This window comes from Acinetobacter sp. SH20PTE14, from assembly GCF_021391555.1.
In the GTDB taxonomy this organism is placed as follows: Bacteria; Pseudomonadota; Gammaproteobacteria; order Pseudomonadales; family Moraxellaceae; genus Acinetobacter; species Acinetobacter amyesii.
Window position 1 is genome coordinate 1196298 of the sequence record NZ_CP090067.1, and the last position, 12847, is coordinate 1209144.

At 41.4% G+C, this 12847-nt stretch carries 14 protein-coding genes; 8 read left to right on the forward strand and 6 right to left on the reverse strand.

Features of this window, described 5'->3' with window-relative positions:
* Positions 1 to 101: 101 nt before the first annotated feature.
* From LXF01_RS05880 to LXF01_RS05890, 3 genes are all read left to right on the forward strand, one after another.
* Entirely contained in the window at positions 102 to 1559 is a 1458-nt protein-coding gene (locus LXF01_RS05880; protein ID WP_111885541.1) for a glyceraldehyde-3-phosphate dehydrogenase, read from the forward strand.
* Positions 1560 to 1864: 305 nt separating this feature from the next.
* Positions 1865 to 2566, forward strand: a complete 702-nt coding sequence (locus LXF01_RS05885) for an MFS transporter (RefSeq protein ID WP_233945432.1) — start codon at positions 1865 to 1867, stop codon at positions 2564 to 2566.
* A 3-nt stretch (positions 2567 to 2569) separates the two neighbouring features.
* Positions 2570 to 3250 carry a hypothetical protein gene (locus LXF01_RS05890; protein WP_233945178.1) on the forward strand — a complete coding sequence of 227 codons (681 nt, stop codon included), beginning with the start codon at positions 2570 to 2572 and terminating at the stop codon, positions 3248 to 3250.
* A 58-nt stretch (positions 3251 to 3308) separates the two neighbouring features.
* Here the strand turns inward: LXF01_RS05890 and LXF01_RS05895 are convergent, their stop codons facing one another.
* Positions 3309 to 4163, reverse strand: a complete 855-nt coding sequence (locus LXF01_RS05895; protein WP_233945179.1) for an SDR family oxidoreductase — start codon at positions 4161 to 4163, stop codon at positions 3309 to 3311.
* Positions 4164 to 4278: 115 nt separating this feature from the next.
* Here LXF01_RS05895 and LXF01_RS05900 point away from each other — a divergent pair, with 115 nt between their 5' ends.
* The 5 genes from LXF01_RS05900 (at position 4279) to LXF01_RS05920 (ending at position 7859) form a co-directional block, all read left to right on the forward strand.
* The gene (locus LXF01_RS05900) at positions 4279 to 4653 is read left to right on the forward strand and encodes a winged helix-turn-helix transcriptional regulator (protein WP_078191873.1); all 375 of its coding nucleotides are present in this window, start codon (positions 4279 to 4281) and stop codon (positions 4651 to 4653) included.
* A gap of 213 nt (positions 4654 to 4866) precedes the next feature.
* A complete protein-coding gene (gene cgtA, locus LXF01_RS05905; RefSeq protein ID WP_233945180.1) occupies positions 4867 to 6081 on the forward strand; it encodes an Obg family GTPase CgtA in 1215 nt (404 codons plus the stop codon).
* A gap of 40 nt (positions 6082 to 6121) precedes the next feature.
* Positions 6122 to 7255, forward strand: coding sequence for a glutamate 5-kinase (gene proB, locus LXF01_RS05910; RefSeq protein WP_180004924.1), 1134 nt, complete (start codon positions 6122 to 6124; stop codon positions 7253 to 7255).
* 91 nt (positions 7256 to 7346) lie between these two features.
* Complete coding sequence (locus tag LXF01_RS05915) at positions 7347 to 7652, forward strand: GNAT family N-acetyltransferase (protein WP_233945181.1); 306 nt, start codon at positions 7347 to 7349, stop codon at positions 7650 to 7652.
* Positions 7653 to 7703: 51 nt separating this feature from the next.
* Positions 7704 to 7859 carry a hypothetical protein gene (locus LXF01_RS05920; protein WP_233945182.1) on the forward strand — a complete coding sequence of 52 codons (156 nt, stop codon included), beginning with the start codon at positions 7704 to 7706 and terminating at the stop codon, positions 7857 to 7859.
* 62 nt (positions 7860 to 7921) lie between these two features.
* Here LXF01_RS05920 and arsH read toward each other — a convergent pair whose 3' ends face one another.
* The 5 genes from arsH to LXF01_RS05945 form a co-directional block, all read right to left on the reverse strand.
* Entirely contained in the window at positions 7922 to 8626 is a 705-nt protein-coding gene (gene arsH, locus LXF01_RS05925) for an arsenical resistance protein ArsH (protein ID WP_180147301.1), read from the reverse strand.
* A 1-nt stretch (position 8627) separates the two neighbouring features.
* Complete coding sequence (gene arsB, locus LXF01_RS05930) at positions 8628 to 9668, reverse strand: ACR3 family arsenite efflux transporter (protein WP_180147298.1); 1041 nt, start codon at positions 9666 to 9668, stop codon at positions 8628 to 8630.
* Positions 9668 to 10141, reverse strand: a complete 474-nt coding sequence (locus LXF01_RS05935) for an arsenate reductase ArsC (RefSeq protein ID WP_180147295.1) — start codon at positions 10139 to 10141, stop codon at positions 9668 to 9670. The genes arsB and LXF01_RS05935 overlap by 1 nt, the downstream gene beginning before the upstream one ends.
* Positions 10138 to 10467: a metalloregulator ArsR/SmtB family transcription factor gene (locus LXF01_RS05940; protein WP_180147292.1), complete on the reverse strand. Its 330-nt coding sequence runs from the start codon at positions 10465 to 10467 to the stop codon at positions 10138 to 10140. Before LXF01_RS05940 ends, LXF01_RS05935 begins: the two co-directional genes overlap by 4 nt.
* 113 nt (positions 10468 to 10580) lie before the next feature.
* Complete coding sequence (locus LXF01_RS05945; protein ID WP_442781353.1) at positions 10581 to 12698, reverse strand: TonB-dependent receptor family protein; 2118 nt, start codon at positions 12696 to 12698, stop codon at positions 10581 to 10583.
* Between the last annotated feature and the right edge of the window lie 149 nt (positions 12699 to 12847).

Genomic DNA, 12847 nt, shown 5'->3' on the forward strand with positions numbered 1-12847 from the left:
GTCGAAATCTGCTTTTAGATTCATTAATTTTCAGTTTTCCATTACAATTGTGGGGTTTTGAAATTTATGCTTAGATTTACAATTAATTAGAGGACGTATCTGTGAGCAAAGACACTATCGTTGCCCTACATGCAGAGCACCAAGGTCGCTGGAAAAACCGTGAAGAAATCGCGGAACGTATGATTGCCCTAGTGGGTCAGTTATATCGTGAAAAAAACATCGTAGCTACAGTATACGGTCGTTCTTTAATTAACCGTTCGGTTATCCAAATTCTTAAAGCGCATCGTCGTACTCGCGTACTTGACGTTGAACTTTCAGTTGTGAACACTTTCCCAATTCTTGAAGCTTTGGCAAAAATCGAAAACATCGGTACTGCTGAAATTGATCTTGGCAAACTTGCTGTTGAGTTCAAAGAAAAAGGCGGTGATGTTGACGCATTCGTTGCTGACGCTGTGAAATCACTTGAAGGCAATGCAACTAACGTTGAAAACCGTGATGTTGTACTTTACGGTTTCGGTCGTATCGGTCGTATCCTTGCACGTTTGATGATCAGCCAATCTGGTCTAGGTCGTGGTCTTAACCTTAAAGCAATCGTTGTTCGTAAATCATCTGACGGTGATTTAGAAAAACGTGCGTCTTTGTTACGTCGTGACTCTATTCATGGTCCATTCGCAGGTACGATTTCTGTTGATGAAGAAAACGAAGCAATCATTGCTAACGGTAACTTCATCAAAGTGATCTATGCGTCTAACCCATCTGAAGTTGATTACACTGCTTACGGTATTAACAATGCACTTGTAATCGATAACACAGGTAAATGGCGTGATTCTGAAGGTCTTGCACAGCACCTTAAATGCGCTGGCGCTGCACGTGTAATTCTAACTGCACCTGGTAAAGGTGACATGAAGAACGTTGTATACGGTGTGAACCAAGCTGACATCCTTGATGAAGATACAATCATCTCTGCTGCAAGCTGTACAACAAACGCGATCACACCAACACTTAAAGTGTTAAACGACAAGTACACAGTGATCAATGGTCACGTTGAAACAGTTCACTCGTTCACAAACGACCAAAACTTGATCGACAACTACCATAAAGCTGACCGTCGTGGTCGTGCTGCTACTTTAAACATGGTAATCACTGAAACAGGTGCTGCTAAAGCTGTTGCTAAAGCACTTCCTGCTCTTCAAGGTAAATTGACTGGTAACTCAGTACGTGTACCTACTCCAAACGTATCTCTTGCAATTTTGAACCTTACTTTGGGTCAAGATGTTGACCGTGAAGAAGTGAATGAATACATTCGCCAAATTTCAATCAACTCTAACCTTCAAGGTCAAATCGGTTATACAAACTCAACTGAAGTTGTATCGTCTGACTTTATCGGTTCACGTACTGCAGGTGTGTTTGACGCTCAAGCGACAATCGCTTCTGGTAACCGTTTAACTGCTTATGTTTGGTACGATAACGAAGTGGGTTATAGCTGCCAAGTATTGCGTATTGCTGAGCAAATGGGCGGCGTAAGCTATCCAAAAGTTCCTGCTGAAACTAATGCTTAATTAGTTCACGCTGTAAAAAAGGGCCTCATTTGAGGCTCTTTTTTTATCTAAAGAGCAGGGGTAAAACTTAAGGCATAGACGACGAATGGATTGATCAAAAGCATCAAAAGTTCTTGTTTTTTCTGCCACTGTTAGATGAGTGTGAGTCATTTATAATGAAAAGCTGACTAAAATGTTCAAGTTTTAAGTTAATGAAATTATTAAAGAATTAAATACAAAAAATTGCAAACTGGTTTGTATAATGTGTTCAAAATGAGACTGTAAAAAATAAAAAGCAAAAGGAATTTAGTTTGCAAGCAAAGCACATGCTCAGTGGATTGGCATTTATTGTGTTTGCTGCGCTCTGTGGTGTACTTATCGCCATTTGGGTGTTTAAGCACTTTAATATTTATATCCCGCTAGAAAATCAGAACGTCAATATTGACCTGCAAGAGCCGTTACAAGCCGAAGTCAAAATTCATGATGCCTTGGATGTGGACGTGACAGGGAGGGTGAATGCTGAAATTCCGATACATGAAAATTTAAATATTCCCTTAACTCAAACGCTGACGCCACGGGTGTATTTTGATAATCAAGTCCCGATTAAGACCACGATTCCAGTGCGTGAAATTTTGAAAGTGAATCAAAACCTTCCTGTGAATACCAAAGTGAAAGTTAAAGTCATGGGGCAGGATGTGACTTTGCCACTCAAAGGTGATATCCCGATACAATTGGATATTCCAGTAAATATGAATGTGCCTTTGGAGCAAAAAGTACATTTAAAATTTGATGCGCCAGTCAAAACCGTGCTGAAAGAAAACCTACATATTCCACTGAATGCAAATTTAAAAACCAATATTCCTATTGAAGGTAATTTAAATGTTCCAATTAAAACAGCATTAAAAGCGACAGTGGATGTGCAAAATACGTTGCCGGTTCAAATTAAAAAGGGTGAATTGGTAATTCCATTAAAAACAATGCGACTCAACAGAGAGCATGCCAAAACTGAAGCGAAAGCTCAGGAGTAAGCCATGTGGATATTTCAATCGGCGAAGCGCATCATTTTGAGTTTTATCGCAGTTGCGTTATTGGTTGCGGTACTATTTTGGTTGTATTTAAATATTTATGCGTCGATGCAAGTACGTGCAAAAAATGCTGATATTCAATTGTCGCATTCACTACCCACCAAAATTTCCGTTGGTAATTATTTGCAAACGCAGTCTATTGGGACTCTGGATACGCAGATTGCTTTAGATCGGAAGCTGCAACTACCCTTAAAGGGGAAATATCTGGCAGATTTGCAGTTTAGTGTAGAGGTTCCGATCTCAGTGGATATTGATTATTCCACCAATATTCAAATTAACCAGACGATGCCGCTTGAGGCGACCACAGATTTGGTGATTAAAAATAAACTCGTGCCGAAATTTCCCTTAAAAATGGACATTCCTGTCAAGTTAGATGTTCCTTTTCATTTGAAAAGAACCTATAACATTCCTATTCGAATTAATTTTAATGGTCCTGTGTATTTTGAGTTTAATGAAAAAGTTGATTTGCACGTGGTACATCACTTTGCACCACAACTAAAACTCAATGACCCGATGACCATGCGAAAAATCGCAACCTTTAATGCCACGATGTACAACGCAGAGCGTAATACCAAGGCAAATTTAGATATGAATATGGATTTGCCGATAAAAAATGTACATCCATAAGTTAGATTTAACTCAAAAAAAAGCCCGAATCAATTCGGGCTTTTTTGTTGGTTTGATCTTATTTTAAAGCAGCTTCAACAGCACTGTGTAGAGTAGTGGTTGGGTGACCGAGTAGCTGTTCCAAGTCCTTGCGATCACTTTGCATCGCACCGTCAATGCTATTGATATCGGCATCGACGATCACATCTACAAGACCAGCAGGTAAGCCAGCTTGTAATAAACCTTGTGTGTAGTCTTCTGCAGTTAAATTTTGATAGTGAACATTTTGACCTGAAACTTGCTGTAGGGTTTCAGCAAGCTGTGCCAATGTGAAACTGTCTGAGCTTGCAAGTTCATAGGTTTTATTTTCATGACCAGAGCTTGTAAGTACTTTTGCAGCAGCTTCAGCATAGTCAGCACGTGTCGCTGCATTAATTTTTCCATCCTTTGCTGCACCAAATAAGGTACCTGTTTCCACCACATGCCCTACAGCGGCAAGATAGTTTTCGACATACCAGTTATTTCGTAAGAAGGTATAGGTTAAACCACTAGCTTGAATCAGACTTTCTGTTTCACGATGTTCTTGAGATAAACCCAAGGGTGACGTATCTGCACGTAACAGGCTGGTATAAGCAAGATATGGAACTTTCGCTTCTACTGCAGCATCAATTACGGCTTTGTGTTGTGGAGTACGCCGACCAATTTCATTGGCAGAAATGAGTAATAATTTATCGACACCTTGTAGTGCAGGAACCAGTGTATCTGGTTGATCATAGTCAAAATGACGAAGTTCGATGCCTTGAGCTTGTAGAGATGCTGCTTTTTCTGGTGAGCGAACTAAAGTGATGATGTTTTCGGCCGCGGTTTCTTTCAATAAAAATTGAAGGACCAATTGGCCTAGTTGACCTGTTGCACCTGTAATTGCGATTTTCATATTTAAACCCTCTGATTGTTGAATAAATAATCTTGATGGTTAAATCTTAATCTGTTAACTTACTAAATGTAAGTACGTACCAAAAAGTAAGTTAGTGACTTTGAGGAAAGATTTAATGAACACATACGCTACAAGTAAATTATTAGGTCAAGTTTTATCCACAGATTGTCCATCTCGAGAAATATTGGAACATCTCACCAATAAATGGTCAGTATTAGTTTTACGTTGTTTGACTGAAGGGGTACACCGTTTTAGTGAACTTAAGCAGCGGATCGAAGGGGTAAGCGAAAAGATGCTGGCTCAAACGCTGAAAATGCTCGAGCAAGATGGTTTTATCTTAAGGACAGTCTATCCAGTCGTGCCACCCAAAGTTGAATATCAACTGACTTTAATGGGCTCGCAGGCTGCAGAAAAGTTAATGCATCTGATTGGTTGGGTTGAACGAACCTTGCCTGAAATTATTGAAGCCAAGGAAAATGCACGTAAATAGCTTTCAGAAATGGGGAGTGAAATTCGTTTGCCATTTATTAAAGGTATTTTGATGATGAGCTAAAGATTTTCAAGCGAGGTGCGGATTTTCCTAAAAATTTGCATCAGCACCAAGATGAATGAAATTTATAGTATTGCTGAATAATATTGTTCGAGAAATTCTTTAAAATATGGCAGAATAAGCGGTTTTAAAGTTTTTAGAGGATTGGCAAACATGCGCTTTGTTGATGAAGCAGTCATTACCGTAGAGGCTGGCGACGGTGGCAATGGCGTAGCCAGTTTTCGCCGTGAAAAATTCGTACCATTTGGTGGTCCAGATGGTGGTGATGGTGGTCGTGGCGGTAACGTATACGTTCAAGCCGACAACGACACAAGTACCCTAGTAGATTATCGTTATACACGTAAATTCCGTGCAGAACGTGCTAAAAATGGTCGTGGAGCGAACTGCTCAGGCCGTGGCGGTGAAGATACCGTATTGCTCGTTCCAGTGGGCACAACAATTGTAGATACAGAATCTGGCGATATCATCGGCGACTTAGTGGCTGACGGTCAGCGTGTGTTAGTGGCAGCAGGTGGTGAAGGTGGTTTGGGTAATACTCACTTCAAATCTTCAACCAACCGTTCTCCACGTAAATGTACACACGGCTCAAAAGGCGAATATCGTGAAATTCGTCTTGAATTAAAAGTACTCGCAGACGTTGGTTTGTTGGGTATGCCAAATGCGGGTAAATCAACCTTTATCCGTGCAGTTTCAGCAGCAAAACCAAAAGTTGCAGATTATCCATTTACCACTATGGTGCCAAACCTAGGTGTGGTTGATGCCGATAGTCACCGTTCATTTGTAATGGCGGATATTCCGGGTCTAATCGAAGGGGCTGCAGAAGGTGCAGGTCTAGGTATTCGATTCCTGAAACACTTGGCGCGTACACGTATTTTATTGCACATCGTAGATGTTCAACCGATTGATGGTTCTGACCCTGCGTATAATGCAAAAGCAATTTTGGAAGAGTTGAAAAAATTCTCCCCAACACTTTCAAAATTACCTGTTGTATTGGTACTCAATAAAGTAGACCAATTGGCGACTGAAACGCGTGATGAATGGTGTGATCACATTCTCGAAGAGTTGCAGTGGAAAGGCCCTGTATTCAAAACTTCAGGTTTAACGTTTGAAGGTACTAAAGATGTTGTGTACTACCTGATGGATCAAATTGAAGAACAGCGCGAACGCGAAACTGAAGATCCTGAATATGCAGCAGAAGTTAAAGCGTTCCGTGATCAGCTTGAAGCTGAAACACGTGAGCAAACGCTTGCTGCGAAAGAAGCATATCGTGAAATGCGTCGTCAACAACGTCTGGCAGGTCAAGGTGAAGACTTTGATGATGAATTTGAAGACGGTGATGATGAGGCAGAATCGTACTACGTACGTTAATTGCTGAATAAGTGTCAAAGCAAACAAGTCTGAGGACAAGATGATAGAAGTGGTAGATGGGCAACGTCAGCTCAAGGGTTGTAAACGTATCGTTGTTAAAATCGGATCATCACTACTCACAGCAAACGGAAAAGGGTTAGATCTGGATGCAATCTCGCATTGGGCGGGACAAATTGCAGAACTACACAATGCAGGGCACGAGATCATTCTTGTGTCTTCCGGTGCTGTGGCTGAAGGGATGGTTCGAATGAATCTGGACAGCCGACCCACAGATCTACCCAGTCTACAGGCTTGTGCTGCCATTGGTCAGATGGGCTTAATTCATACTTGGTCTAGCGTATTAGAACAACGTTCGATTCGCACAGCACAAGTTTTGTTAACGCATGATGACTTGGCAGACCGTCGTCGCTATTTGAACTCTTGTGATGCCTTGCAGCATTTGATTGATTGGCGTGTGATTCCAGTCATCAATGAGAATGACACTGTTTCCACAGATGAAATTCGCTTTGGTGATAACGATACTTTAGCTGCGATGGTGGCTGGACAGGTTCATGCAGACCTCTTGGTGATTCTAACTGACCAAGAAGGTATGTTCGACTCTGACCCTCGTTCGAATCCAGATGCAAAACTGTTCCATACAGTACGTGCAATGGATGAATCATTATTCGATATGGCTGGCGGCGGCGGTAAATTCGGTCGTGGCGGTATGTTGACCAAAGTTCGTGCGGCACGTTTGGCAGCCAAGTCAGGTTGTCCAACAGTCATTGCGAGCGGCGATAGCGACAATGTACTTTCACGTGTGATGGCCGGTGAATTACTCGGTACCTTATTCATTACGGATAATGACCGTGTCACAGCCCATCAACAATGGTTAGCTGCACATTTACAAACAGCTGGTCGTTTAGTGATTGATGATGGCGCAGTCAAAGCCATTCGTGATAATCACCGCAGTTTATTACCTGTAGGCGTGAAAGCGGTTGAAGGGCATTTTGAACGTGGTGATGTGGTGGAATGTGTCGATACACAAGGTCATCGTGTTGCCGTAGGTCGTGTAAACTTCAGTTCACGTTCGGCAGAAATCGTTAAAGGTTTGGCCTCAGATAAAGTTCATCAAGTTTTAGGGGAAGCCCGATCACTTGAAATGATCCATCGCAATCATATGTCAATTTACTAAATTGAAAGATCAAAATCCCGCTTCCGAGCGGGATTTTTTATGGCATGTCATTTGAATATAACGATAAAAATAGTAATAAGACGAGAAGAATATGAGCGAAATTCAATATTTAAACCTTCAAGATCTAAAAGATGAGCAGGCTCAACTGTGCGAATTATTGGCACAATGTGTGCAAGATGGTGCATCACTGGGTTTTTTGGCAGAAGAATCTAAGTCGCACTATGATGAATATTTGTCTGCTGTGACAAAGGATATTCAAAAGCATAAAACCTTTTTGTGGGCAGCGCTACAAAGCGGTGAAATTGTGGGCACAGTACAATTGGTTCGTGCCACCAAAGCCAATGCACTGCATCGTGCTGAGATTGAAAAACTTATGGTGCATCCAAAGGTACGTTAGCAAGGCATTGCTCACCAACTATTCACACTTGCAGAAGATAAAGCAAAACACTTGAACTTGAAATTACTTGTACTTGATACGCGTACAGGCGATGTCTCTGAAAAGCTATATGAAAAATTTAACTTTATAAAAGCTGGGATCATTCCGCAATTTGCATTGAGCCATACAGGTACAATAGATTCAACGACATTATTTTTAAATTATTAGTTTAAGTTGAAACGGATGGATATTTTAGACCAAAACTCCTGCACAGATGCAGGAGTTTTTCATTAAAGGTTCTTTTGATTAACTCGTTTAGAGAGTTCTTCCGCACTTTCAACTCGTTCAGAATAGCGATCTGTGAGGTAGGCAGATTGACCACGTGTGAGTAGGGTAAATTTGTATAATTCCTCCATCACATCGACAATGCGAATGTAATAGGAGGAAGGTTTCATGCGATCATTTTCATCAAACTCTAAAAATGCTTTTGCAACGGAAGATTGATTTGGAATCGTGATCATCCGCATCCAACGCCCAAGGATGCGCATTTGGTTAACAGCATTAAAAGATTGCGAACCACCACTGACTTGCATTAACGCCAGCGTTTTACCTTGAGTAGCACGAATGGCACCTGCAGCTAAAGGAATCCAATCAATTTGTGCTTTCAATATAGAGCTCATCGCACCATGTCGTTCTGGCGAACACCAAACCATGCCTTCTGACCATGTAAGCAATTCATGTAATTCCTGAACTTTGGGATGTGATGTTTCAGCATCTTCAGGCAGAGGAAGACCTTTAGGATGAAAGATTTTGACTTCTGCACCAAAATGTTCAAGGATTCGACCCGCCTCCAATACCGTTAAACGGCTAAATGAGCGTTCACGGTTAGAGCCATATAGCAGCAGAATGCGTGGCGGATGTTCAAGTGCTTTGGCTTGAACTTGCTCAAAACACGGTGTTTCAAGTAGATCTAGTTGAATATTGGGGAGCTTCATTTTAGTTCTCTTTATACCATTTGCGTTTTAACCATAGCGATACACTCACTAATGCAATAAGCACAGGCACTTCAACCAATGGGCCAATAATCGTGGTAAATGCAATCGGAGATGCAATGCCAAAGGTGGCGATGGCAACAGCGAGGGCAAGTTCAAAATTATTACCTGCTGCTGTAAAGGATATCGCAGTGGTTTTGGCGTAGTTATTGCCCATCCATTTGCTCATCAAAAAGCTAATGAAAAACATCACCACAAAGTAGATTGTGAGGGGAATGGCAATACGCAGTACATCCATTGGAAGGCTCAAGACATCTGCACCTTTGAGGCTAAACATCACCACAATGGTAAAGAGTAAAGCGATTAAACTGATGGGGCTGATTTTGGGTATAAATTGATTTTTATACCAATCCAGACCTTTGTGTTTTACCAATATGGCACGCGTTAGGAAACCGAGCAGGAAGGGAATACCTAGATACACTAATACTGCATGTGTGATGGTCCAAAAGCTGACTTGGATCACTTGTGCTTCTATACCAAAATAAGGCGGTAAAAAACTCAAAAAGAACCATGCGTAGGTACTAAAAAATGCAATTTGGAAAATACTGTTAAATGCCACTAAAGCGGCAACGTATTGGTTATCCCCACAAGCGAGATCATTCCAAACCAGAACCATTGCAATGCAACGTGCTAAACCAATCAGAATCAAACCGGTCATGTATTCAGGGTAGTGTTGTAAAAACACGATCGCCAAAATAAACATCAGGCAAGGCGCGATTAACCAATTTTGAAGCAGTGAAAGGTATAGGGTGCGTTTGTCTTTAAACACTTCAGGCAGCGCTTTGTAATCCACTTTCGCCAAAGGTGGATACATCATCAGGATTAAACCAATGGCAATCGCAATATTGACATCACCAATATTGAGTTGATTTAAAGCCCTTGAAGCACTTGGAACATACACGCCAATCGCAATGCCTAGCCCCATTGCTATAAAAATCCATAGCGTTAGATTGCGGTCTAGAAATGACAGTTTTGCAGCAGCCATTATTGGATCTCTGAAATTTTTTGGATTTCTTGGTTAAGCTCTTCACGACTTAATTGCTTAAAATCGAGTGCAAATAAAGCATCTAAACGGCGGTTAATATGCGCCACGGTATCAAGAAAAGCTGCAAGTTTTACGTCATCTGCAAGCTCTAAATGGGAAGGATCTTCTAAGCCCCAGTGGGCTTTGATGGCAGAGCCTAAGTAAATTGGGCAAGCTTCTTGAGCGGCAGAACCACAGACGGTAATTACCACATCGGGTTGGTATTGTTCACATGCTGCGATGGATTTACTCGACAAACCCTCAGTCGGTAGATTGAGGTTTTGTAGGGTTTTCAAGGTAAACGGGTGGACTTGTCCTGAAGGTTTACTGCCTGCGCTATAGGCACGGAAACCTTCAGGGGCACGCTGGTTAAAAAGAACTTCGGATAAAATGCTGCGGCAGCTATTGCCAGTACATAGAAATAAAAAATTCATAGGGTGTCACACAATGTTGTCGTGTTTTTTGGGGAATTCAAATCGAGGTCTTTAAATCGTTCTTGGTGACGCATGACATCAAGTATTTGTGTACACCAAGTAGGCAGTACAGGGTGAATGGAGTAATAAACCCATTGACCTTTACGCTGATCACTCAGCACACCTGATGAACGCAGTAAAGCCAAATGACGTGAAATTTTGGGTTGGCTTAATTCAAGATACTCAGTGAGTTCGCAGACGCAGAGTTCACCTTTACATGCCAACAGCATGATGATGTTCAGACGAGTCTCATCTGCAAGTAATTTGAAAAATTCAGTCTGTTCCATGTTTATCTGTATATATGGATTTGCATATATCTTCACATATGAATATGTGGATGTCCATATGTGTTGTTCAATAAAAATCCCACACGCGGTGGGATTTTGATATTTAGACCAGTTTAAAAGTCGAATGAAGTTTGTAAGAAGAAGCTACGTGGTTGACCTATATATTTACCACCTGTTGCATCTGATGAACGGGTGAAATACTGTTTATCAAAGACATTCTTAATACCAGCAGCAACTTTAACCCCTTGTAGCGAACCGCCAAAGTCATAGCCGGTACGCACAGCAAAAGTTGAATAGCCTGGAATATCGCCCAGTTTACCATTTGCCGTTTCTTCAGTTTGGTAGATCCCTGAATCTTGGTTACCTGGGGCACGTTGTTTAGATTGAGCATACATGTCGGCATTGATTGACCAAGCATCGTATTTATAGCCTAAGCCAAAGTTTGCGACATTTTGTGAATAGAAGGGCAAATCTTTACCTTTAAAGTTACCTGCTTCAGCAACTGCTTTGGTATAGGTGTAATTACCATAGGCTTTTAAGCCTTCGAGATTGTTAGCTAAATGTCCAAAGTCATAGCTAAAACCGGTTTCGATCCCTTTATGACTTGTAGCACCGAGGTCAGTCCAAATGCCATTGTTTGCAGCATCACGTTCTAAAATCAGTTCTTTGTCAAAATCTAGATAAAACGCAGTCAATTCAGCGCTCAAACCATTGCCTAAATATTTGGTACCAATTTCATAGTTATTAGACTTTTCAGGATGTAAGCCATCTAAGGTGGTGACCGCTGTAGTACCTTGCGTTGTTGCTAACTGGTTATATTGCTGTGGACCAAAAGAGACACCGGCATTGGCAAAGAAATTCCAATGGTCTGTTGCTTTATACAGGATAGCTAAACTTGACAAAAATTCATCTGATTGGATCGATGGATGAACAGTATTTTGTAATACGCCATTTTTATAGGCACTAAAACTGTTTTGGGTGTCAATCGATTCAAAACGAACGCCGGGTGTAATATTCCATTTACCCAATTCTATACGGTTATCGATATAAGCAGCGTGTGCTTTGGTGCCACCCGCACTGCGGGTACGTGCTATAAACTGACCGGGTTCTGCATCTGCTGCGTATTCAGTACGGCCTGCGAACTCGGTGCTCTCTTCGTCCATATAACGGTAACCGACGGTCACTTCATTCAGCGTACTTCCTAAGCTATAGTTACGTGAATAACGTGGCTCAATGGCAAAGACTTTATAATCACGTGGTGAAGTATCTAAGCGATGATTGCCATTGGCTAAAGTAGATTCAAGGTTGCTGGTACGGAATGAATCGATGTAATAACTTAAAAGTTCAAAGTTATTCGTGTCATCTTTATGTGTATAACGTAAAGATACATCTGAACGACGGCCAGTGAAAAAGTCACGATAATGCGACGTTTGATATGGATTTGCTTCGAATTCAGCAGCACTTAAACCTTCAGGCATTTCACCTGTACCATCGTAGTGATGGAAATTTAATGCGATTTTATCCTGATCAGTGATGTCATAAGCGGTTTTTAACATGACATCATCAATGTCATTTTTATTGTTCGCTTCACGATAACCGTTGCCTTTAGTGCCTGAATAAAGCAAGGCAAGACCTAAACCATTATCTAATGTTCCACCAACAAACAGACTAGGACTTAATTTTACCTGATCTGTACCTGTTGCATATTCAGAGTTTAATGCCACTGTACCTTTAAAGTCTTCAGGAATGCTACGTGTGGCAAAGTTGATAATACCGCCGACATTTTGTGGTCCAAAACGGACAGAACCTGCACCACGGACTACATCAACAGATTCTATATTTCCTAAAGAGACAGGCGCCATCGAAAGCTGTGGTTGGCCATACGGTGCAAATGACATTGGGATGCCATCGATCAACACGGTTGAACGTGGAGAGAGGCGAGAGGTTAATCCTCGAACGCCAATATTTAATGAAACATCGCTACCGCCAGTACCATTATTTTCTTGAACCTGAACGCCGGGAACTTGGCGTAACGCATCTTTAAGAGATGTTGCTGCGCTTTCGTTTAAGCGTTTACGGTCAATGATGGTCCGCGCACCGGCATGCTTTTGCACCTTTTTTTCATTGGCGTTTTCCAGCCAGTTCCCTTGAGTTTCAATGGTGATGGTTGGCAAAACATTTGCTTGCGCTATCTCTGTATTTTCAGCAGCTGAAGCCAAAGTGGCAACCATGCTTATACCTACCGCAATACTCAGCGGTAATAACGGGAAATTTTGAAGCTTTGGAGATTTTTTGCTTGAACTATACATAAAAGTGTGAGCAATGGAGAGAGTGCGCGTATCATAATCTTGAGTGTAATAAATTTAAATAAGGATGATTA

Bases quoted from the DNA above. Each gene is read 5' to 3' on its own strand.
- LXF01_RS05885 (WP_233945432.1), top strand. From the start codon at position 1,865: ATGCTCAGTGGATTGGCATTTATTGTGTTTGCTGCGCTCTGTGGTGTA.
- LXF01_RS05890 (WP_233945178.1), top strand. From the start codon at position 2,570: ATGTGGATATTTCAATCGGCGAAGCGCATCATTTTGAGTTTTATCGCA.
- LXF01_RS05895 (WP_233945179.1), bottom strand. From the start codon at position 4,163: ATGAAAATCGCAATTACAGGTGCAACAGGTCAACTAGGCCAATTGGTC.
- LXF01_RS05900 (WP_078191873.1), top strand. From the start codon at position 4,279: ATGAACACATACGCTACAAGTAAATTATTAGGTCAAGTTTTATCCACA.
- cgtA (WP_233945180.1), top strand. From the start codon at position 4,867: ATGCGCTTTGTTGATGAAGCAGTCATTACCGTAGAGGCTGGCGACGGT.
- proB (WP_180004924.1), top strand. From the start codon at position 6,122: ATGATAGAAGTGGTAGATGGGCAACGTCAGCTCAAGGGTTGTAAACGT.
- LXF01_RS05915 (WP_233945181.1), top strand. From the start codon at position 7,347: ATGAGCGAAATTCAATATTTAAACCTTCAAGATCTAAAAGATGAGCAG.
- arsH (WP_180147301.1), bottom strand. From the start codon at position 8,626: ATGAAGCTCCCCAATATTCAACTAGATCTACTTGAAACACCGTGTTTT.
- arsB (WP_180147298.1), bottom strand. From the start codon at position 9,668: ATGGCTGCTGCAAAACTGTCATTTCTAGACCGCAATCTAACGCTATGG.
- LXF01_RS05935 (WP_180147295.1), bottom strand. From the start codon at position 10,141: ATGAATTTTTTATTTCTATGTACTGGCAATAGCTGCCGCAGCATTTTA.
- LXF01_RS05940 (WP_180147292.1), bottom strand. From the start codon at position 10,467: ATGGAACAGACTGAATTTTTCAAATTACTTGCAGATGAGACTCGTCTG.
- LXF01_RS05945 (WP_442781353.1), bottom strand. From the start codon at position 12,698: ATGGTTGCCACTTTGGCTTCAGCTGCTGAAAATACAGAGATAGCGCAA.